Raw genomic sequence first — 21,344 nt, forward strand, 5'->3', positions numbered from 1 at the left:
CCCTCCCGGCCGGACGTGCTGAGTGCACGGTCGTACGGCGCGACAGGAGGGAACTTACTCAAGTTCCACTGCACGAAAGGGTGTTCTGGCATTTTCCGCTGGAACATGCCAGGAAGGGTGCGAGAGCGTGGCCGGAACGCGTCGATATTTGATCACGAAGCGAGCGGAAGATCGTCCGCGAGGCGGAACGACCCTCCCTCGCGCTGCACGTAGCCCTCATGGGTGAGGGTGCGCAGCAGGTGGTAGACGGTGGGCAGGGGGATCCCGGTGAGCCGGGCGAGCCGCTTGGCGGTCACCCCGCCTTCCGCCGACATCGCCTCCAGGAGGCGCAGTGCGCGCTGCACGGAGCCGATCAGGGTGGGTGTGCTGTCCTTCTGACTGTGGTCGGTGCCCATGACTAGTCCCCCTGCTCCGGTACGAGGCCTGGCAAACCCATCAAAGTGGCTCACCGGACGCAAAACCAGCGGACTCGCGTAAACCTGAGCATAAGATCACCGCACCCCGGCCCCGGCACGGACCGCTAGTGCGTGCAGGTCACGTACGCCGGGAGGGGGGTGTCCGCGATCAGGTGGCGCGGCAGGGACAGCCCGAAGCGGCGTTCCACGACGGCGAGGGTGTGGCGGTCGCGGTCCGTGTCCGCCTCGTCGGCCGGCCGGGCGCACGCGCCGTCCGGGGTGAGGATCCCGGCCGCGATCAGCTCCGGGAGCAGGAAGTCCGGCCGGTGGCCGCCGCGCCAGCACTCCTCGCCGAGGCCGAAGCAGCACACCAGCTCGCCGTCCCGGGCGTACGCGAACTGCTTGGGCGGGTGGTCGGGCTGCGGGTCGAGGTGGACGGCCTCCGCGCCGCCCCGGGAGACCTCGGCGAGCCGTTCCGCTCCGGCCGGCTGACCGTGTTCGACGGCGAAGGACCAGCCGCCCCAGCTGCCGACCCGGGCCACGCCGTCGCCGTCCACGGTCTCGGTGACCATGCTCCAGGCGTCGAGCGCGCCCAGCGGCCCGGGGTGGACGCCCGGCAGCGCGCCGAGCCGCGCGGCGAGTTCATCGGGGGCTATCCCCCGGGCGAAGGTCAGACCGGCGAACCACTGGTCCCAGTCGGCCAGCCACCGGATTCCGTCCGCCACGTCCTCGGTCGTGTCCGCCATGTCCGCACTCCCCACGGTTGCCCCACCCCGCCGGTGCTTGTTCACCGGCACGATAGTCAGTCCGCGGGCTTCTCCGGGAGGAGGCGCTCGACCATCGTCCGAATGAGCCCGTGCGCCGGGTGCGCCTCCAGCATGGCGGGCGCGGTCAGGTCGTCCACGATCAGGCCGAGCATCGCCAGGTACATCAGGACCACGCCCTGCCGGTCCCCGGGCAGGCCGGCGTCCAGGTGCCATCTGATGTTGGCCTCCAGTTCCAGGCCCTGGAAGGACGCGAGCTCCGCCTGGAGCTCGGGGCGCCGGGTACCCTCCAGCCGCAGCTCCAGCATGGCGATGTGCACGCTGCGCTCCCGCCGCATCCGTTCCAGGAGCCGGGTGAGCAGGACCTCGGTGTCCAGCGGGCCGGCGAGGTCGGCCGGGTCGGGGACCAGCCGCTCCCGGGTGCGGTGCAGGATCTGTACGAGCAGCTGGGACCGGTTGGCGAAGTAGTTCGAGGCGGTACCCGTGGGCACGCCCGCCTCGGCGTCCACGGCGCGCAGGGTCAGGCCGCGCGAGCCCTCGCGCGCCAGGACTTCGATGGCGGCGTCGAGCAGTGCGGCGCGGCGCTGCGGGTTCTGGCGCATGGGCGGGTCCCTGGGTGTGGAGGGGGCGCATCGGGTGATCACTGCAGGCGCAGTGATTCGCACACGGTAGCGGACGTGAACGGTCCGGCCCCTCCCCACCGCCCCCTCCCCCGTGTCAGGCTGCGCGTCATGGAGCGGATCATCGAGGAGATACGCGAGGACCTGTCCCGCCGGATCGCCGTGGCGGCGGACCGGCTCGCCGACCGCACGCTGGCCGAGGACCCCGCCTACGCCGCCCTGCTGGGCCGGGCCGAGCTGCGCGAGCGGATCCACCACACCCTCCGCCAGGCCGTCGAGGGGCTGCTCCGCACCTCCCGGGGCCTGCCGGTGGAGCTCGCCGAAGCCCGGGCCGTCGGCGCGCTCCGTGCCGAGCAGGGGCTGCCGCTCACCTCCCTGCTGCGCACCCACCGCCGTGGCGGCCGGCTGCTCTGGCAGAGCCTCACGGAGGCCGTGACCGCGCACGACCGGGCGGCGCTGCCCCGGCTGCTGCCCGGCGCGACCGCGTTGTGGGACGTGCTGGACCAGATGACGGACGCCATGACGGAGTCGTACCGTCTGACGGAGTCCGCGCACGGCGACCGGGACCGGGAGCGCCGGGCGGCCCTGCTGGACGTGCTGCTCGACGGCGGGGACGGGCTGTCGGCCACGGCCGCGGAAGTCTCCGCCGCCGGAGTCCCGGCGGCCGGAGCGGCCGCCGCACAGCTGGGGCTGCCGGAGCGGGGCCGGTTCACGGTGGTCGTGCTGGCCGGTGACGCGTCCGGCATCCAGGCCGCGCCGACCACAGCGGCCGGGCCCGGAGCCGCGTCGGCTCCGCGCGTGCTGTGGCGCATCCGCACCGACGGGGAGATCGGCCTGGTGGAGCTCGGCCACCATCCGCTGGAGTCCGTACGGGAGCTGCTCGCGCCCCTCGGGGTGCGCGCCGGGGTCGGTCCGGTCGTCACGGCGCCGGCCGAGGTGGCCCGGGCGCACCGGCTGGCCGCCCTCGCACTGCGCACCGCCCCCGAGTCCGAGGGCCCGCGCACCGCGCTGCTGGACGAACGGCTGCCGGCGGCGCTGGTCGCGGCCCAGGCCGAGCTGGCGGGCCGGCTGCGCCAGGTGGTGCTCGGTCCGGTGCTCGCGCTGCCCGCGGCGGACCGGCGGACGCTCCTGACGACCCTGGGCACCTGGCTGGCCTGCCGGGGCTCGACCACGGACGCCGCGCAGCGGCTGTACTGCCACCGCAACACCGTCTCCAACCGGCTGCGGCGCCTCGAGCAGCTCACCGGCCGCTCCCTGTCGGACCCCCGGCAGGTGGTGGAGCTGGCGCTGGCGCACTCGGCGGTGCTGCAGCGCGTCGAAGCAGAACCCGCTACCCGTCCCGCCGCGCCGGATCCGCGGGCCGCGCGGACTCCAGGAGGTACGGTACGTCGATCACCGCGACGCCCGGCGTGAAGAGCAGCCGGGCCTTCAGCCGCAGGGCGTTCTGGTTGTGCAGGGGCTGCTCCCACCAGTGGCCCACCACGTACTCGGGGATGACCACCGAGAGCATGTCCGTCCGGGAGCCGGCGGCCAGTTCCTCGACGTGGGCCAGGATCGGGCCCACCACCTCGCGGTACGGCGAGTGCAGGATCTTCAGCGGCAGGCCGGTGTCGTGCGCGGCCCACGCCTCGCGCAGCCGGGCCGCCTCCTGCTCGTCCGCCGCGACGGTGACCGCCGTCAGGGTGTCCGGGCGCAGGCCCTGCGCGTAGCCGATGGCCTTGAGCGTCGGGGCCTGCACGGCGGCGACCAGGACCAGTACGTGGTGGCGGGCGGGCCTGCGCGGGGTGGCGCCGGGGTCGATGGCGACCTGCCGGGCGACCTGGTCGTAGTGGCGGCGGACCGCCTTCATGCCGAGGAAGAGCAGCGGCATGGCGATGACGACCAGCCAGGCGCCGTGGGTGAACTTGGTGAGCAGGACGATGACGAGGACCAGGCCGGTCAGGGTGGCGCCGACGGCGTTGATGGCGCGCCTGCGGTGGATGTGGATCCGCTCCTCGCGCGCGGTGGCGGGTGAGGCGAGCACCTTGCGCCAGTGCCGGACCATGCCCGACTGGGAGAGGGTGAAGGAGACGAAGACGCCGATGATGTAGAGCTGGATGAGGCGGGTCAGTTCGGCGTCGAAGGCCACGATGAGGGCGATGGCGGCGAGTGCGAGGAGTACGACGCCGTTGGAGTAGACGAGCCTGTCGCCGCGGTTGAAGAGCTGGCGGGGCGCGTACCGGTCCTTGGCCAGGATCGAGGCGAGCATCGGGAAGCCGTTGAAGGCGGTGTTCGCGGCGAGGATCAGGACGCCCGCGGTGACGGCCTGGAGGAGGTAGAAGAGGAAGTTCCAGCTGCCGAAGGTGGCGCGGCCGATCTGGGCGAGGGCGGTGGAGGTCGCGGTGCCCGGGGGCAGGCCCAGTTCGGTGGGGTCGGCGGCGACGTGCACCTGGTACGACATGGCCAGGGCGGTGATGCCGACGAACATCGTCACGGAGAGCACGCCCATGGCGGCGAGCGTGGTCGCGGCGTTGTCCGCCTTGGGCTTGCGGAAGGCGGGGACGCCGTTGCTGATGGCCTCGACGCCCGTGAGGGCGGTGCATCCGGAGGCGAAGGCGCGCATCGTGAGGAACACCAGGGCGAGTCCGGTGTAGGTGTCGACCGGGGTGATCGGGAGGTCGGCGGACTCGGCGCGGATGGTGTCGCCGGTGCCGAGCCGTACGGCGGCGACGGCGAACATGAGGTAGATGACGAGGACGAAGCCGTAGGTGGGGATGGCGAAGATGCGGCCCGACTCCCTTACGCCGCGCAGGTTCATGAGGGTCAGCAGCACCACGAAGGCGACGGAGAGGACCACTTCGTGGTCGCTGAGGGAGGGAACGGCGGAGGTGATGGCGGAGACGCCGGAGACGACGGAGACCGCGACGGTCATCACGTAGTCGACGAGGAGGGCGCTGGCGGCGGTGAGCGCGGCGGTCTGCCCGAGGTTCTCCGAGCTGACGACGTAGGCGCCGCCTCCGCCCGGGTACGCGTGGCAGGTCTGCCGGTACGAGGCGACGACGACGGTGAGCAGGAAGACGATGGCGGCGGCCGCGTACCAGGTGAGGTGCAGCAGTGCGACGCCGCCGAGGGCGAGGATCAGCAGGATCTCCTCGGTGGCGTAGGCCACGGAGGAGAGCGGGTCGCTGCAGAAGATCGGCAGGGCAAGTCTTTTGGGCAGCAGGGTCTCGCCCAGGCGGGCGGTGTCGAGGGGTTCGCCGACCAGCATGCGTTTCACATTGATACGCCTCATTCAGGCATGATCATGCATTTGATCCATGCATCATCCCTTTTGAGGCTTGTGACACCCGGCGAGGTCCTCCGCCCGGTGTGCCAGCCACAGGTCGTGGCGGGCACTGGGGGACTGCAGCAGGGAGCGCTCCAGCAGTGCCTCGATCCGGGTCAGCCGCTTGCGGACGCCGGGGACGGAGACGCCCAGCGCCGCGGCCGCCGGGAGGAGTTGGGCGTCGTGCGCCAGCCAGGCACGGACCGTGTCCCGGGCTCCCGGCGGGGCGTCCGGTCCGGTCAGCGCGCTCAGATGGGTACGGGCCCAGTCGGTCAGGCGTGGGTCGCGCAGCACGTCGTCGAGACCGGGGGCGGCCCCGGAGGCGTCGTCGCCGGTCCCCGCCCCGGCTCCCGCACCCGGCCCGGCCCCGGCGCCGGTCTCCGACGTGAGCCGCAGGGCGAGGGAGAGCGCCGCCTGGTCCGCCAGTCGTGCGAGGTCCAGGCCGAGCAGGGCCTCGATCAGGCGGAGCCGGGCCGTCAGGGTGTTGCGGTGGATCTTCAGCAGCCGGGTGGCGCGCGAGGTGAAGTTCAGCCAGGCGTGGGCGGTGGCGCGCAGCTCCTGCGCGCCGGGGTCCTGGGGGCGCCGGGGCGCGTGCGCGTGCAGGGGCGCGAGCAGGGCCTCGGCCCAGCGGACCCCCGCCTCGTAGGCGGCGAGGGCCAGTTCGGGTCCGGGCCCGAACCGCGCGTGCCCGTCACCGCTCGCCCGGGCGACGGCCAGCGCGTGGAAGGCCTGGGTGTAGGCGGCCGGCGCCTCGCTCAGGCCCGCCTCCCCGCTGACCCCGACGGCGCATTCCGGCGCCGCCGCCACCAGCGCTTCGGCCAGGGGGTCGCCGGTGGCGGGCACCGCGGCCGGGTCGGGCGGGGCGAGCACGATGAGGTGGCGCACGTAGACCGGACAGCGCACGATCCAGGCCCGGCCGCCCGTCAGTTCCCGGCAGATCCGCATGACTTCGCCGCGCCGTCCGGGCGGGCACTCGACGACGTACATCCGCATCGGGTCGGGCAGCTCGGGGCCCAGCGTGGCGGAGATCTGGTGGGCGGTGGACAGCTGGCCGTTCATCAGCAGGTGGAGTACGGCTTCGCGGACCTGCGCTTCGGCGCGCCGGACCCGTTCCTCCCGCCGCCCGGCCTCCTCGGCGCGCAGCACGAGGTCCAGCGGTACGGCCGCGTCCGCGAGGAGTGCGGGCGCACCGGGGTGGTGCGGCTGCTCCAATACGGCGGCCAGCACGCGCCGGCCGTCCAGCGCGAACAGCAGGGTCGCGCGGTCGGCGCCGTGCAGGACCGCGGACCGTACGCCGCGGGCGCCCAGCTCGGCGGCGCCGCGCACGGCGGCCTCGGGAGCCGGGCCGTGCTCCGCTTCGGCGTCCACCACCCCGACCCAGCCGCCGAGATGGGAGGCGAGCCACTCCAGCAGTGCGGTCGATCCCCCGGCGTGGACGAGCCGGTGGACCTTGAGGACGTCGTCGGACCGGGACACGGCCGCATTCAACCATCCGGCGGCTCACTGTGCGCTGTGATACCGGTCTCGCCCGCTCACTGGGCAGGACGAACCCTGTGCATGTCCCGGCCTGCGCGTAGGTTGGGGGACGAGCGGCAGGATCCCGGCGGCTTCGATTGGAGTCGGACACGGGGGAAGCCACGGGATCCCGCCGCCGCTCACATCTTGCGGGCCGCGCTGCGGATGGCCTCCCGGATGCGGAAGTAGGTGCCGCAGCGGCAGATGTTGGCGATGGCGTCGATGTCCTCGTCCGTGGGCTCGCTCGTGCGCTTCAGCAGGGCGACGGCGGCCATGATCTGGCCGGGCTGGCAGAAGCCGCACTGGGCGACGTCCTGTTCGAGCCAGGCCTCCTGCACGGGGTGCAGGTCGTCCCCGTCCGCCAGGCCCTCGATGGTGGTCACCGTCCGGCCGGCGCACGCGGAGACCGGCACCACGCAGGGACGGATGTCGGCGCCGTCCAGGTGGCTGGTGCAGGCCTTGCAGACGTCCACCCCGCAGCCGTACTTGGGGCCGCGGACGCCCAGCATGTCGCGGAGCACCCACAGCAGGGGCAGGTCGTCGGGCGCGTCCACGGTGACGGCGCGCCCGTTGACAGTGAAGGTGTGCGAGGGCACGGGGGTACTCCTGGATCCGGGACTAGCGCGGGTAGGGGGTGAAGTCGACGTCGAAGTCGAGGGGGAAACTGCGTGGTTTGGAACCGGTGGCCCTGGCCCAGGCGTTGGCGATCGCGCCGACGGCGGCGGGCACGCCGAGCTCGCCCGCGCCACCCGGCTCCTCGCCGGTGGCCGGCAGCACGAAGACCCGTACGTCGCGCGGGGTGTCGCGCTGCCTGGCCCAGTGGAACTGGCTGTAGCTGCCCTCCAGCGGAAGCCCGCGGTCGAGGTGCAGCCCGGCGCGCAGGGTGGTGGAGATCGCGTCGGTGAGTCCGCCGATCATCTGGGCCTCCAGGCCGCGCGGGTTGACCGGCAGGCCCACGTCCACGGCGATGACGGCCTTGGTGATTCGGACGTGGTCGCGGTCACGGGTGTCGATCTCGACGAGGCACGCGGTGCGGGACTTGTACTCCTCGTGGAAGGCGATGCCCTGGGCGCGGCCGGCCTCCATCGGCCGTCCCCAGTTCCCCTCCTCGGCCACCTTGTCGAGTACGGCGCGCTGGGCGTCGGTCTTCAGGAAGGTGCGCCGGAACCGGTACGGGTCCCGGCCCGTCCGGGCGGCGAGTTCGTCGACCACGATCTCCTCGGCTCCGCGCGTGTTGGCGGAGTAGACCGAGCGCCAGGAGCCGGTGGGGATCCCGGTGGGCACCTCGGTGAGGGCCTGGGTGGTGAGGCCGAAGTGGTACGGGGACTTCACCGTGGTGTGGAAGAGGGTCTGGGCGAGGGTGGCGTTGCCGATGCCGGGCGGCAGGCTGGCCGCGGTGGCGGTGATGATCTCGCCGAGCCCGTGCCGGAAGTCGGTCTCGGCGGCGGCGACGCGGTGCTCGAAGCTGAGGACCTCGCCCAGCAGGTGGGTGGCGCGGATCTTGTGGTGGGTCGCGGGGCGCATCCGGCCGTGCCGGGTGTCGTCCACGCGGGTCCACATGAGCCGGACGGGGCGGCGGCAGGCCTTGGAGATGCGCGCGGCCTCCAGGGCGGCGTCGAAGAAGAGCCGCCGGCCGAAGGAGCCGCCGGCCTGGACCACGTGCACCGTGACCTTGGACAGCGGCAGGCCGAGCTCGGCGGCGATGGTCTCGCGGGCCACGATCGGGGACTTGAGGCCGGACCAGATCTCGGCCCGGTCCTCGCGCACGTCGGCGACGGCGGAGTTGGTCTCCATCGGGGCGTGGCTGACGAAGGCGAAGTCGAACTCGGCGTCGACGTACGGGGTCAGGAGGGGCGGGACCAGCAACGGTGGTGTGGCGGCGCGCAGTTCGGCGCGGATCCGGTCGTCGGACAGCTGATCGGCCGGCCCGGGGCCCCAGGTGACCTGGAGGGCCGTCTTGGCGTCGATGGCCTGGCCGAAGGTCTCGGCGACGACGGCGACCCCGGTCGGGACGGTCACCACGTGCAGGACGCCCGGCATGGCCCGGACGGCGGCGAGGTTGGTGACGGTGCGGACCGTGCCGCCGAGGGTGGGCGGGCGGCGCACGACGCAGGGTTTGGCGCCGGGCACGTCGAGGTCGAGGGTGTACTGCAGGGCGCCGGTGACCATGGCCCGGGCGTCGACGCGGCCGGTCGGCCTGCCCACGAGGGTGTGCCCGGCCCGCTTCTTGGGGGTGGCGCCGAGGACGGTCAGCCCGGGGTCGGCGGCGGCCGCGGCGAGGTCGCCGTAGTCGGCGGTGCGGCCGTCGGGGGCGCGGACGGTGCCGCCGGAGGTGGTCAGTGCGGCCGGGGTCAGCTTCCAGCGGTGGGCGGCGGCCGCGACGAGGCGGGCCCGGGCGGTGGCGGCGCACTGGCGGACCGGCCCGTAGAGGGAGCGGATGGAGTTGGAGGAACCGGTGAGCTGGTTGAAGAGCAGCTCGGGCCGGGCGTCGTCCAGTTCCACGCGTACGTCGGCCAGGGGCGCGTCGAGTTCCTCCGCGACCAGCATGGCCACGGCGGTGGTGAGGCCCTGGCCGACCTCCTCGCGCGGAAGCCGGAAGCGGATGGTGCCGTCCGCCTCGACGGCGAGCGCCAGCAGGGCCGAGGTGGGTGCGCCGGCCAGGATGAACAGGTCGCCCAGGTCGATCACGTCGGCGATGGCCGGCAGGGAGGGCACGACGGCGTGGGCGGGCTGCGGGGTCAGCGCGTCGGCGCCGGCCCGGGTGACCAGGGCCAGGGTCGGTGCGGCCACGAGGAAGGTGAGGAAGGAACGGCGGCTCTGCCCCGCGGCGTGGTTCTGCCCGGTCATGTCGTTGTGTGTCCCCACGCTGCGCGGGTCCGCCCGCGCAGACCTCCCCCGGCTTATTACCGGCACGTAGGGTAGCGACCCGGCAGCGCGTTGGGAAGTCCCGATCACGCCGCGTCATCTACGGCGACATCACTCGTTCGGGGGTATCCAGGCGGTCCGCCTTGATCCGTTCCTTACGTGATTCCCATGGCGGGCCGGACTCGTACGTCTCGTCCGTACGATCGAGCGACGGTCACCGGATGGCTTGATTCCGGCCGCCGTTCGCACGGCGGCGCGATCCCGACCAGCCGATCCTTTTGCGCTGCCCCGGAGTTCGCCTGACCGGATTCGTTCGCACGTCACGGGCAGGGCGTCAGGCCTGCGGCATATACCAGAAGCAAGAACGTAGCGGATGTTGCCAAACGTCTTACACACCGTCGCGCCCTGTGCAACAGTCGTTACCGGTCCTTCCTTCAGACTTGGCCGTGCCGCGCCTGTATCGGAGTTCTCATGCCGTCCCACCTGTTCGCGGACCGTCCCGCGCAGCCGCCCGAGCCGGGGTCGGTGGACGCTCTGATCTCGCAGACCCGGCGGCTGCGGGGGGAAGTGGACGCGGTCCGCCGCGACACCGTCGTCGACGACGACGACGCCCAGGGCCGCTGGCAGCGCGCACTGTGCGACCTCGCCGTCCACCACCTCGACGACCTCCGCGAGCACCTCGGCCAGCTCAAGGAGGGCCTGCCGCCGGCGCCCGACCTCGTCGAACAGCCGCAGGCGGCGCCCGAGGCCGGACCCGAGGCCCAGATCCGCGTCGGCAGCGCCGAGTGGAACCTGCTGACCGACGAGGTCAGTTGGTCCGACGAGCTGTTCCAGATCTTCGGCCGCTCGCCCGAGTCCGGCGCGCTCCCCCTCGACGAACTGGGCTCGACCCTCTTCTCCGAGGACCAGCCGCTGCTCACCGCGTGGGTCACCGCCTGCCTGGTGGACGGCAGACCGATCGACGGCGAGTTCCGCATCGTCCGGGCCGACGGCCGGGTCCGGACCTTGCACATGAGAGCCGAGCCGGTACTCGACTCCGACGGCTGTACGGCCTCGATGTGGGCCGTCCTGCGGGACGTGAGTGAACTGCGCCGGAGCCAGCGCGCGGTGCGCGAGTCGCGTGACTCGCTGCAGCGCCAGCGGGAGATCGCGCAGACCGAGCGCCGGCTGGCGGTCGAGCTGCAGGAAGCCGTGCTCCCCCCGTGGCGCGGCTCCCTGCGGTTCCCGTACGGCAGCGCGGGCACGCTGGACGTGGCGGCGCACTACCTGCCCTCCGCGACCAGCGCGCTGATCGGCGGCGACTGGTACGACGCGCTCGAACTCCCCGACGGCTGCTCGATGCTGACGGTCGGCGACCTGACCGGGCACGGGGTGACGGCCACCTCCGGGATGGCGATGATGCTCGGCGCCCTGCGCGGCATGGCCATGGCGGGCATCGAGCCCGGCCCGCTGATGGGCTGGCTCAACCAGCTCCTGGAGACCTCCGTGCAGCCGGCACTCGGCTCGGCCGTGTGCTGCCGCTACGATCCCGCCCGCCGGGTCCTGTCCTGGGCGCAGGCGGGCCACCCCGCACCTCTGCTGTTCCGCCACGGATCGGGGCGCTCCCTGCTGCCGCCGGAGGGCGTCCTGCTCGGCGCGACCTCCGGAGCCTCGTACGGCCAGGCCGAGGAACACCTCGAAGTGGGCGACCTGCTGGTCCTGCACACGGACGGACTCACGCCGCGCAGCATCGAGTTCAGCCGGGCGGACGGGACCGAGCGGCTGCTGGCGCTCGCGCCGCGGTTCTCGGTGGCGCGGTCGGCGCAGGAGTGCGTGCGGATCGTGATCGAGGAGTTCGGCGAGAGCGAGCGCGAGGACGATGCCTGCGTGCTGGTCGCCCGGGTCGGCGGGTAACGGGCTTCTGCCTGCAGGGGCTTCAGGGCCGCGCCGGAGGGCGCGGCCTTTCTCGTCTCCGTACGGGGCTTCGTGCACGGCGTGCGGCGGACCGTGCGGGGGCGGGCGTGGGACTACACCCCCGTGACGCGCGGGCCGCGCGACGCCGGGGTGTCGGGGAGGGCCAGCTTGATCTCCTGGCGCAGGTCCTCGATGCGCGCGTACCCGGCGTACTGGGCGGTGAGCCGGTACATCTCCCGCAGCCGGTCCCAGGTCCGGTGCGAGGAGGTCTCGTTCATGGAGACCAGGGCGAGGCGCGCGTACCGGTCGGCCTGCTCCGGCTCGTCGGCGATGAAGCAGGCCGAGGCCATGGAGATGTAGTCGAAGATCTGCGAGCGCTGGTAGCCCTCGCCTCGCAGCCGCAGGGCCTCCCTGGCGTGGCGCGCGGCGATCGGCGCCGCGGCGGCGTCGTGGTCCGCCAGGGTCCGGTACGCGAGGGCCTGCATGCCGTGCAGGTCGGCCTCGTCGAAGTGCTGCATCCAGCTCGGCGGCGGTACATCGCCCTTGTCGGAGACGAAGAGCTCCTCCGCCTCGCCCAGCGTGCGGCGCATGGCCTGCCCCTTGCCCATGGCGGCCTGCGCCCAGGCCTCGATGGTGTGCAGCATGGCGCGCGTGCGCGGGAGCGTCTGTTCGCCCGAGCCGGACTGGGCGAGCTTCATCAGGTCCAGGGCCTCGTTCGGCTTGCCCAGGTGGACCATCTGCCGGGCCGCACGGGACAGCGCCTCGCCCGCGCGCGGCCGGTCGCCGCCCTCGCGGGCCGCGTGCGCGGCGATGACGAAGTACTTCTGCGCCGTGGGTTCGAGCCCCACGTCGTGGGACATCCAGCCGGCGAGGACCGCCAGGTTGGCCGCCACCCCCCAGAGCCGCCGCTGGAGGTGGTCCGGGTGGTGGTAGGCGAGCATGCCGCCCACCTCGTTGAGCTGGCCGACGACGGCCTTGCGCTGGAGTCCGCCACCCCTGGAGGCGTCCCAGGCACGGAACACCTCCACGGAGCGCTCCAGGGCCTCGATCTCCTGGGAGCCGATCGGAGCGGCCTCGTAGCGGTCGTAGCCCGCTGGATCGGCCTGGAAGGATTCCCCGAAGTTCCGGGCCCCCTTGGCGAGGGCGGGGTCGGTGTGCAGCCAGTCGTACATGGCGTTGGTGAGGGCGGAGCCGGCGGTGAGCACCGCTCCCGCGCCCATCAGACCGCGACGGTTGAGCATGAGGTCCATTCCCGTGAATTCGGTGAGGACCGCGGCTGTGCGTTCGGGCGCCCAGGGCATTCCGTCGGGGTTCTCACGAGCCCCGTCCGGCTGCCGTCTGGAGGTGCGCCGCTGCCGTACGAACCCGAGGTCCTCGATGGTCACGACACGACCGAGCCGCTCGGTGAACAGTGCTGCCAGTACCGTGGGCACCGGTTCGCGGGGGGCCTCCCCCATGTCGATCCAGCGCCGCACCCGCGAGGTGTCGGTGGCCAGTTGGGGGTGGCCCATGGCCGCCGCCTGCCTGTTCACCATCCTCGCCAGTTCGCCCTTCGACCAGCCGGCCAGGCCGAACAGGTCGTTCAAGCGGGTGTTTGGACCTTTGCTCACGTCAAGCCCCCAGGTTCTCGGCTGAGTTGACAGTAGCCCGCCGGTAGGTGCCCAGGGACTATTCGCCAGGCTTCGCCAGGGCACGCCCGATGGTTCGCCACCTTGCCCCGGGTGTCAGGTAGGAATGCGCCTCCCCGACCCGGTTCACCGGCGGAACTCCCCAGGGTGAAGTACGGGATCCGGCGGGGCGGCGTACGCAACTCGTCGGCGCACGAAGGGATCCGTATCACCATGTACGCAGCAACCTCCTCCGTGTCCGCACCGGTCCGGTCGCACCGCACGCTCCCGGCTGGCGGCGGCCCCTACCTCGAACCCGGCCGCCCGGCGGCTCCGGCACAGGGCGCCGTCCGGGCGCGGCGAATGCCGGGTACCGGATCACTGCCCGTCAGCGGAAGAATCGATCTCTCGGGGCCGCAGGGGGCGCAGCTGCGCACCGCGCTCGCCTCGGTGCAGCGGATCTGTCCGGAGTTCGCCCCGGTGCAGGTACTGCGGCGCAGCGGCCGCTCGGTCCTCCTGGTCGGCACCACCGGACGGATGACCGCCGTCGCGAAGGTGTTACTGGACCACTCGCCCGAGTGGCGTGAGCGCTACCGGCACGAAATAGCGGCATACCGGACCTTCGTCCGGCACCGCCCACCGGTCCGGGTGCCGCGGCTGATCGCCGCCGACCCCGAGAACTGCACGCTCGTGGTGGAGCGGATGGCCGGCCGGGTCGCGGCACTGCAGCGGCACCCGGTGGAGCCGCCGCCGCGGGTGGACCTCCGGGCGGCCCTGGGCGCGGTGTCCCGGGTCAACCAGTGGCGGCCGCCGGCGGAGTTGTTCGGCACTCCGATGAACTACGCGCGGCGGATCGCCCGCGACTACGAGTTGGGGCTGCTGACCGACCGGGACCTCGGCGACCTGCAGAAGCTGCTGCACGGCGTGAAGCTGTCGGGCACGGCGTTGCAGTTCAACCACGGGGACGCCCTGCTGTCGAACCTGCTGCTGTCGCCGGCCGGTCCGGTCCTGCTCGACTGGGAGCACGCCGGCTGGTACCTGCCGGGGTACGACCTGGCCACGCTGTGGACGGTACTGGGCGACGCCCCGGCCGCCCGTGCCCAGATCAGCCGGCTCGCCCAGTCGGCCGGTCCGGCCGCGCGGGACGCCTTCCTGGTCAATCTGATGCTGGTGCTGACCCGGGAGATCCGGATGTCCGAGACGGCGGTGCAGCGCTCGATGCTGGCGACCACCCCGGCCCAGCCGCTGCCGGTGGGCGCCCTGTCCTCCGGTGAGGAGCAGCGGCTGCTGCTCCGCCGCCTGCACGACGACGCGGGGATGGCGCGCCGAGCGGTCCGCGCGGCGGTCGGCACGCGCTGACCCTCCCCCGATACGCGAAGCCCCGTGGCCCCCACCGCCGCGGGGTTTCGCCCTTTCCGGGCGCGGACGCGACGACGCGGCTCCCTCATCCGCGAGGCGGACCGGTCTCCCCCGCACGGTGGAGGCGGATCCGTCCGGGGGGCGATCCGGGCACGCCCGTGCAGCTGCGATCTTCGAAGCCGAGCGGGCAAGGGCTGCCCGCGGCTCCGGAGGAAACCGTGTCCTTGCACACCGATGCCCGCCCGGCGGGCGGTGGCGTCCGCGCCGCCTGGAAGGCCGCGCACACCCCGGTGGCGGGGGTTCCGCGCTGGGTGCGCATCTGCGCGTTCGCCATCCCGTTCACCGTCCTGCCGTCCGGCCTGTGGCGGCTGGGCCTGCTCTTCGTCGACCATTCCTCGGCGGACAGCGGGCAGTTGCCGGACTGGCTGCCGCTGGAGGTGTACGTCGTGCTCCTCTCGGTGGTCTCCGAGCTGCTGGCCTTCACCGCGGTCGGGCTGGTGGCCGCGTGGGGCGAGGTGCTCCCCCGCTGGATCCCGGTGCTGGGCGGCCGGCGGATCCCGGTGGCGGCGGCCGGCGTCCCGGCGGCGCTCGGCGCCGTCGCGCTCACCGCTCTGTGGACGGTCCTCGCAGCGCTGACCCAGTTGGCCGGGACCACCCTCCAGGGAGATCCGGTGCCCGCGGACTTCCCCAGTGAGGTGGGTGGCTGGACCGCGCTGTGGTTCTACGTCTGCTACGCCCCGCTCGTCCTGTGGGGTCCGCTGCTCGGCGTGGTGACGGTGGCCTACTGGAGGCGGCGGCGCCGGATGTCTTGACATCACATGATCCCCCGAACACTTTTCTGACTCAGCATCAGAAATGCTGGAGGCACTTCCCCTCCTCCCCACACCGCTGGAGCCTGCCCATGTCCGCACGTGCTTCACGCACCACCCCCGCCGCCCTCCCGTCCAGACGCGCGGTCCTCGCCGGTACGGGCGCCGGGGTGCTCGCCGCCACCGTGCTGCCGTCCGCCACCGCCCGGGCCGACGGCGCCCAGGACGGGCCCCCGCTCGGCGAGTACGACGTCGTCGTGGTCGGGTCCGGGGCCGCCGGGATGACCGCCGCGCTCGCCGCCGCCAAGCGGGGGCTGAGCGTGCTGGTGGTGGAGAAGGCCCCGACCTTCGGCGGGTCGGCCGCCCGGTCCGGAGCCGGTATCTGGCTGCCCAACAATGCGGTGATCCTGGGTGCGGGGGTGCCGGACACCCCGCAGAAGGCGGCGGCGTACCTCGCGGCCGTCGTCGGGCCCGAGGTGCCGGCCGACCGCCAGGCCGCGTTCCTCGCCAACGGGCCGCGGATGCTGGACTTCGTGATGGCCAACAGCCCGCTGAGGTTCCGCTTCATGGAGGGCTACAGCGACTACTACCCCGACCTGCCGGGCGGGCTGCCGAACGGCCGCTCCATCGAGCCGGACCAGATCGACGGGAACATCCTGGGCGCCGAACTGGCCCGCCTGAACCCGGCGTACATGCCCGTCCCGGCCGGAATGGTGGTCTTCAGCCAGGACTACAAGTGGCTGAACCTGGCGGCGGTGAGCGCCAAGGGGCTCGCCGTGTCCACCGAGTGCCTGGCCCGCGGCACGAAGGCGGCGCTGCGGGGCGAGAAGCCGCTGACGATGGGCCAGGCCCTGGCGGCCGGGCTGCGCGCCGGGCTCCAGCGGGCCGGGGTTCCGGTGTGGCTGAACAGCCCGCTGGTGGACCTGGTCCTGGAGGGCGGCGCGGTCACCGGCGTGGTGGTGGAGCAGGGCGGCGTACGGGGCACCGTACGGGCCCGGCGCGGGGTGGTCATCGGCTCGGGCGGGTTCGAGCACAACGCGGCGATGCGGGCGCAGTACCAGCAGCAGCCCATCGGCACCCAGTGGTCGGTGGGCGCGAAGGAGAACACCGGCGACGGGATCCGGGCGGGGCAGCGGGCCGGGGCCTCGCTGGCGCTGATGGAGGACGCGTGGTGGGGGCCGTCGATCCCGCTGCCCGGGGAGCCGTACTTCTGTCTCGCCGAACGGACCCTGCCGGGCGGGCTGATCGTGAACGCGAACGGCGCCCGGTTCGTCAACGAGGCGGCGCCGTACAGCGATGTGGTGCACGTGATGTACGAGAAGGACCGCGGCGCGGTCGGCTCGCACATCCCGGCGTGGCTGATCGTGGATCAGAACTACCGCAACAGGTACCTGTTCAAGGACATCCTGCCGACGCTGCCCTTCCCGGACGCGTGGTACCAGGCGGGTGCGGCGAAGAAGGCATGGACCTGGGACGCGCTGGCCGGTCAGATCGGGGTCCCGGCGGCGGCGCTGCGGGCGACGCTGGGCCGGTTCAACGCGCAGGCGTGGAGCGGCGACGACGCCGACTTCCACCGGGGCGACACGGCGTACGACCACTACTACACGGACCCGAGCGTGCACCCGAACTCGTGTCTGGCACCCGTCTGGGTCCCGCCGTTCTACGCGTTCAAGATCGTGCCCGGGGATCTCGGTACGAAGGGCGGCATCGTGACCGATGCCCGGGCGCGGGCCCTGCGCCCGGACGGCTCGGTGATCCCGGGCCTGTACGCGGCCGGCAACGCGAGCGCCGCGGTGATGGGCCACAGCTACGCCGGGGCCGGATCTACGATCGGCCCCGCGATGACCTTCGGCTACGTGGCGGCGAACGCCATCGCGGACGCGTGAGGACAGTGCCGGGGGATCCCCCGCCGGGGATCCTGACGGTCAGCCCTGCTGGAAGAGCTCGGCGGGGAGCGGCTTCAGGAGGGCGTACAGGTCGTCGGTGATCGGGCGGTCCCAGCTGGCGATGGTGACCAGCACGTTGTCGCTGCGGTCGAACTGGACGCAGGAGATGCGGGACTCCGACAGCTTGATCTTCCGGACGATGAGGAGGTTGTCGCCCTGCATGACGGGGCAGTCCTCGACACCGGTGACCTCGACGTCCTCGTCGTTCTCCAGTGCGTCGAGGAGCTGGGCGACCTCGAAGGGGATCTGGCCGTCGGTGAGGTCGCGTGCCGGGGAGCCCTCCGGGAGGTTCCCGATGATCATCGCGGGGCCGCGTCCGCCGAACAGGTCGTAGCGGAGGAAGACACCCTGGCAGCTGCCGTCGGGCGCGGGCAGCAGCCCGGCCCCGAGATTGCCCGGCCAGTCCCCCGGGTCCATGGCCAGGACATCGAAGTCCGGGCCGGCGGGAGTGGCGGCGCGGTGGCGGCGGAGGAAGGACATGCCGCCATGGTACGTGGCCGCGCGAGTTTTCCGGCCCGGGGGCCCGCATCCGGCGACCTGTCCCGGCCGGGCCCCGACCCGGCCCCCGGCCCGGCCCGTCAGACCGGTGGGACGAGCGTGAACCAGTACGGGAGCAGGGCGGCGTCGCCGGTGACCTGCAGGGCGGTGGGCGGGAGGCGGCGCCAGAGGAACAGGGCAAGGTCGGAAGCGGTGCCGGAGGCCTCGACGTCCGCCGGGAGGGTGGAAGCGGGCTCCAGCAGGACCTGGTCCCCCGAGAAGACGACCGTCCAGGATTCCGGACCGTCGGTACGCCGGAAGCGGTACCTCTGCCCCGTGCCCGGCGGTGCCTGCTGCCAGCCGCGGCGGGCCGGAGCCATCACCTCGATCGTCTGGGTCACGGCGTCCGCGGCCATGTCCGGGGCGAGGCGGCCCGGGGTGCCGGTCGCGGATTCGGCGTCCCAGCGGTGCACGGCCAGCTCGATCAGCTGCATCCGGAGCCAGAATCCCGCGGTCTGCTCCACCGACCAGGTCCAGACCGCCGTGTCGGGCCCCAGCTCCTGGAAGAGCTCCGCCAGGTCCCGGGCGCCCTGCGCGAACCAGTCGGTCAGCCCGTCCGGGTCGCCGGGGGCCTCGGGGAGGGCGAGCCCGGCGGGGTCGGGCGGGGCCGTGAGCCGTTCGCGCAGGACGTACGCGAGGTAGCGGTGCACTCCGCCCAGGTGCCGGACGAGGTCGGCGACCGTCCAGCCGGGGCACGAGGGGACCGCGGGCACCGGCTCTCCGAGGTCGAGCGCCCGGCGCACCGCTTTCTCGAACGCCGCCGTCTCGGTCCGGAAGGGGGCGAGTCTTTCGGCATGATCCACATGATCCATACGGGCATGCCTGCCCACCGGGCGGCGGATCCGATCACGTTGAGCTACGGGCGAACGCCTCCAGTGCGTCCCTGAGCCCGGGCCGGTCGGTGCCCAGCTTGCGGCAGGCCGCCGACAGCGCCCAGTCCGGCGCGGGCAGCACCACGGTCTCCGGCACGCTCTCCTTCTCGGCGCGCACCGCGAGGTCCGCCGCCTGCCGCTCCTCCTCCGTGAGCCCGTCCTCCCAGGCCAGCCCGCACGGCAGGGCGCCGCCCAGTCCCAGCAGGGTGTCGGTGGTCTCCGCGGCCAGCCCGTCCGCACCGCATTCCCGCGCCGTCACCACGGCCTGCATCAGCACGTCCGCGTCCCGCAGCTCGGTGCCGAGGGCGGCCAGGGCGCAGGCCAGTTCGTAGCCCGCCGGTGAGGCCGAGAGCAGGGTGACCGCCTCCCGGAGGAGCCCGGCCCGCTCCTCGGGGGCGGCGACCTGCGCCGCGACCCGCAGGGCCTGGCCGATGCCCGAGGCGGCGCCGAAGGCGCGGGCCCGCCGGACGGCGTCGTCGGCCAGGGCGCGGGCCCGCCGCGGATCCTCCGCGGCCACCGCCCGGGCGAGGTGCAGCTGCCACGGGCACCAGGCCGGGTTCTGGATGCCGCGCGGGGTCAGCCGCCGGTCGACCGCCTCCAGTTCGACGATCGCGGCCTGGACCTCGCCCCGGGACAGCAGCAGTTCGGCGTAGACGGTCTGCGAGTCGGGGAAGACCACGGCCGCCGGGAAGGGGCTGCCGTACTCGTGCTCCCGGGCCAGCTCCCAGGCCTCTTCGGGCCGGCCCCGTGCGAGCAGCGTGGTGAGGAGGATGGCTATGGCGTACCAGTGCACGGGGGTGCGCCGGCCCACCCGTTCGGCGAGCCGCAGCCCGGCCCGGGCCAGTTCCTCGGCCTCCACGAGCCGCCCGCGCCGGTAGCGGACGTAGGCCCGCAGGCTGTAGGCGAAGGAGAGGTGCGCCCCGCGCCAGCCGTGCCGTTCGAACTCGGCGGTGCCCGCCTCGAACAGCTCCTCGGCCCGTCCGGGCCGGTCGGTGTACATGTGCGCCATCGCGACCAGGACCGGGACCTCGAAGCCGCGGTCCTCGTGGGCCCAGCTGAAGGGCTGCTCCAGCACCCGTCCGGCGTGATGCAGCACCACGTCGACCGGCTCGCCCCGCAGGCAGGCGTCCCAGGCGCGCAGGCCGATGATGTACCGCTCGGTGAGGTCGCGCCCGGTCAGCCGGTCGGCGAGGCGGGCGAGCCGCCGGGATCGGGCCGGGGAGTCGGTCTCGGCGGCGTTGAAGGCGTCCCACATGAACTGCTCGGACTGCAGGCGCAGCCGGGCGCGTACGTCCTGGGTGTACGGGATCTCCCGCGCGAGTGATTCCGAGGCCTCGGCGAGCCGGTCGCTGTGTGCGAGGACCTGGGCGAGCCGGATCACGATGCCCTGGCGCAGGGCCGGGTCGTCGGAGGGCTCGGCGAGGGCGGCCCGCAGGTGGTTGACCGTGTTGGCGGGTTCGGTGAGCAGGGAGGCGCAGCCCAGTTCGTAGAGGACGGCGGCGCGTTCGTCGAAGTCCGGGGGTTCGAGCAGCGCGCGGGCGAGCTGGCGGCGGGCGGCCTCGGGGGCGCCGGCCCGGAGGTTCTCGCCGGCGGCCTCGCGCAGGGTGCGCACCACCCAGGGGTCGTTCTCGGGGTGGGTCTCCAGCAGGTGGCGGGCGGCCGCGGAGGAGCCGAGCCCTGCGTCGACGACGGCTGCCGCGGCCTTGCCGTGGAGGGCGACGCGGAGCGCGTCGGGGATGGCGCGGTAGATGGCGGTGGCGATGAGCGGGTGGACGAACTCCAGCCCGGTCTCGCCGTCGGGTCCCTCGGCGGCGGCCGCCGAGAGGATGCGGGCGTCGCGCAGCCGCCGGGTGGCGTCCACGGCTTCCTCGGCGCCGAGGGCGGCGACCCGGGCGGCGATGTCCTGCGGGATGGCGGTGCCGAGGACGGCGCAGGCCCAGGCGAAGCGGACGGTGGAGGGGCCGAGCCGTTCGAGGCGGGCGACGAGGCCGCTGCCGCGCTGGGCGGCGGCGAGGTCGCGCAGCTGCGGGGCGTTCGCCTCGACCGGGGTCAGGCCCTTGCCGCGGACCTTGGCGGTGAGTTCGACGGCCTCGAAGGGGTTGCCGGTGGTGACGGCCCAGGCCTCCTGGCAGAAGGCGTCGTCGGCGTGGGGGCCGACGGCCTCGCGGACCAGGGTGGCGACGGCTGCGGGGGTGAGCGGGGCCAGGGGCAGCGGGCGCTGTCCCGCCCGGCCGGGCAGCGTACGGAAGGCCTCGGCGTGCTCGGGCAGTTCGTCGGGGCGGTAGGCGACGACGAGGAGCAACGGGAGGTGTTCGGCGCGCGGGGCGAAGGCCGCGAGCCAGCCGAGGGACTCGGGGTCGGCCCAGTGGGCGTCGTCGAGGACGAGGGCGACGGGGGCGCGCTTGACGACGAGGTGGGTGAGCACCCAGTCGAGCCCGTCGCGCAGGCCTTGGGGGTCGGGCGGGACGCCCTGTTCGGGGGCGCAGAGTCCGAGGGCCGGGCCGACGATGGAGTACCAGCCCCCGAGGGCGGCGCGCAGCTCCTGCTCGGAGGTGCCGGCGAGCTGGGGCTGGATGAGCTGGCGGGCGACGTGGAAGGGCTGGCTCTGTTCCTGTTCGCCGCCCCGGGCGGCGAGGACGGTGCAATTGCGGGCGAGGGCGCGGCGGCGCAGTTCGGCGAGCAGGGTGGTCTTGCCGAGTCCGGCCGGGCCGGAGAAGGCGAGCAGCGCGCCGCCCGCGTCCGGCCCGGGACCGGTGAGCTGGTCCAGGGCTTCGTCGACGATCGCGAGTTCGGCCTCGCGTTCGACCATTGTGCGCCGTGTGCGGGTCCGGCGGTCCGTCATGGCTGGTACCCCCCAG

The 21,344-nt window shown here is 73.4% G+C and carries 16 protein-coding genes; 5 read left to right on the forward strand and 11 right to left on the reverse strand.

Going from position 1 to position 21,344, the window contains the following annotated elements; translation table 11 throughout:
• Window positions 1–152: 152 nt before the first annotated feature.
• The 3 genes from JYK04_RS06120 to JYK04_RS06130 all read right to left on the reverse strand — a co-directional run bounded on the left by JYK04_RS06120 (window position 153) and on the right by JYK04_RS06130 (window position 1,761).
• Window positions 153–395 (reverse strand): helix-turn-helix domain-containing protein, encoded by a 243-nt coding sequence (locus tag JYK04_RS06120; protein WP_189742670.1) that lies wholly within the window; start codon window positions 393–395, stop codon window positions 153–155.
• A 125-nt stretch (window positions 396–520) separates the two neighbouring features.
• Window positions 521–1,141, reverse strand: coding sequence for a DUF6461 domain-containing protein (locus JYK04_RS06125; RefSeq protein ID WP_229876301.1), 621 nt, complete (start codon window positions 1,139–1,141; stop codon window positions 521–523).
• Between the two features lie 56 nt (window positions 1,142–1,197).
• Window positions 1,198–1,761 carry a TetR/AcrR family transcriptional regulator gene (locus tag JYK04_RS06130; protein ID WP_189742672.1) on the reverse strand — a complete coding sequence of 188 codons (564 nt, stop codon included), beginning with the start codon at window positions 1,759–1,761 and terminating at the stop codon, window positions 1,198–1,200.
• Between the two features lie 129 nt (window positions 1,762–1,890).
• On the opposite strand from JYK04_RS06130, the gene JYK04_RS06135 reads away from it, so the two are divergent.
• Window positions 1,891–3,192, forward strand: a complete 1,302-nt coding sequence (locus JYK04_RS06135) for a helix-turn-helix domain-containing protein (protein WP_189742673.1) — start codon at window positions 1,891–1,893, stop codon at window positions 3,190–3,192.
• On the opposite strand, the gene JYK04_RS06140 is transcribed toward JYK04_RS06135, so the two are convergent.
• The 4 genes from JYK04_RS06140 to JYK04_RS06155 form a co-directional block, all read right to left on the reverse strand.
• Window positions 3,110–5,050, reverse strand: coding sequence for an APC family permease (locus JYK04_RS06140; RefSeq protein ID WP_189742675.1), 1,941 nt, complete (start codon window positions 5,048–5,050; stop codon window positions 3,110–3,112). The genes JYK04_RS06135 and JYK04_RS06140 overlap by 83 nt on opposite strands.
• A 30-nt stretch (window positions 5,051–5,080) precedes the next feature.
• Window positions 5,081–6,559 (reverse strand): helix-turn-helix domain-containing protein, encoded by a 1,479-nt coding sequence (locus JYK04_RS06145; RefSeq protein ID WP_229876303.1) that lies wholly within the window; start codon window positions 6,557–6,559, stop codon window positions 5,081–5,083.
• A gap of 179 nt (window positions 6,560–6,738) precedes the next feature.
• The gene (locus JYK04_RS06150; protein ID WP_189742677.1) at window positions 6,739–7,194 is read right to left on the reverse strand and encodes a (2Fe-2S)-binding protein; all 456 of its coding nucleotides are present in this window, start codon (window positions 7,192–7,194) and stop codon (window positions 6,739–6,741) included.
• A 22-nt stretch (window positions 7,195–7,216) separates the two neighbouring features.
• Window positions 7,217–9,445 carry a xanthine dehydrogenase family protein molybdopterin-binding subunit gene (locus JYK04_RS06155; protein ID WP_189742679.1) on the reverse strand — a complete coding sequence of 743 codons (2,229 nt, stop codon included), beginning with the start codon at window positions 9,443–9,445 and terminating at the stop codon, window positions 7,217–7,219.
• Window positions 9,446–9,934: 489 nt separating this feature from the next.
• Between JYK04_RS06155 and JYK04_RS06160 the strand changes: the two genes are divergently transcribed.
• On the forward strand, window positions 9,935–11,356 hold the full coding sequence (locus JYK04_RS06160; protein WP_189742681.1) for a PP2C family protein-serine/threonine phosphatase: 1,422 nt from the start codon (window positions 9,935–9,937) through the stop codon (window positions 11,354–11,356).
• A 113-nt stretch (window positions 11,357–11,469) separates the two neighbouring features.
• Here the strand turns inward: JYK04_RS06160 and JYK04_RS06165 are convergent, their stop codons facing one another.
• Entirely contained in the window at window positions 11,470–12,966 is a 1,497-nt protein-coding gene (locus JYK04_RS06165) for a DNA-binding protein NsdB (RefSeq protein WP_189742683.1), read from the reverse strand.
• Between the two features lie 231 nt (window positions 12,967–13,197).
• On the opposite strand from JYK04_RS06165, the gene JYK04_RS06170 reads away from it, so the two are divergent.
• The 3 genes from JYK04_RS06170 (at window position 13,198) to kstD (ending at window position 17,017) form a co-directional block, all read left to right on the forward strand.
• Window positions 13,198–14,322: an aminoglycoside phosphotransferase family protein gene (locus JYK04_RS06170; protein WP_189742684.1), complete on the forward strand. Its 1,125-nt coding sequence runs from the start codon at window positions 13,198–13,200 to the stop codon at window positions 14,320–14,322.
• A gap of 218 nt (window positions 14,323–14,540) precedes the next feature.
• Window positions 14,541–15,134: a hypothetical protein gene (locus JYK04_RS06175; RefSeq protein WP_189742685.1), complete on the forward strand. Its 594-nt coding sequence runs from the start codon at window positions 14,541–14,543 to the stop codon at window positions 15,132–15,134.
• Window positions 15,135–15,223: 89 nt separating this feature from the next.
• Complete coding sequence (gene kstD, locus JYK04_RS06180) at window positions 15,224–17,017, forward strand: 3-oxosteroid 1-dehydrogenase (RefSeq protein ID WP_189742687.1); 1,794 nt, start codon at window positions 15,224–15,226, stop codon at window positions 17,015–17,017.
• Window positions 17,018–17,056: 39 nt separating this feature from the next.
• On the opposite strand, the gene JYK04_RS06185 is transcribed toward kstD, so the two are convergent.
• The 3 genes from JYK04_RS06185 to JYK04_RS06195 form a co-directional block, all read right to left on the reverse strand.
• Complete coding sequence (locus JYK04_RS06185) at window positions 17,057–17,557, reverse strand: hypothetical protein (RefSeq protein WP_030723069.1); 501 nt, start codon at window positions 17,555–17,557, stop codon at window positions 17,057–17,059.
• A 98-nt stretch (window positions 17,558–17,655) separates the two neighbouring features.
• Window positions 17,656–18,426: a maleylpyruvate isomerase family mycothiol-dependent enzyme gene (locus JYK04_RS06190; protein ID WP_189742689.1), complete on the reverse strand. Its 771-nt coding sequence runs from the start codon at window positions 18,424–18,426 to the stop codon at window positions 17,656–17,658.
• A 34-nt stretch (window positions 18,427–18,460) separates the two neighbouring features.
• The gene (locus JYK04_RS06195) at window positions 18,461–21,295 is read right to left on the reverse strand and encodes an ATP-binding protein (protein WP_308431086.1); all 2,835 of its coding nucleotides are present in this window, start codon (window positions 21,293–21,295) and stop codon (window positions 18,461–18,463) included.
• Window positions 21,296–21,344 lie beyond the last annotated feature (49 nt).

Origin of the sequence: Streptomyces nojiriensis (genome assembly GCF_017639205.1) — a bacterium.
GTDB classification, from domain to species: Bacteria; Actinomycetota; Actinomycetes; order Streptomycetales; family Streptomycetaceae; genus Streptomyces; species Streptomyces nojiriensis.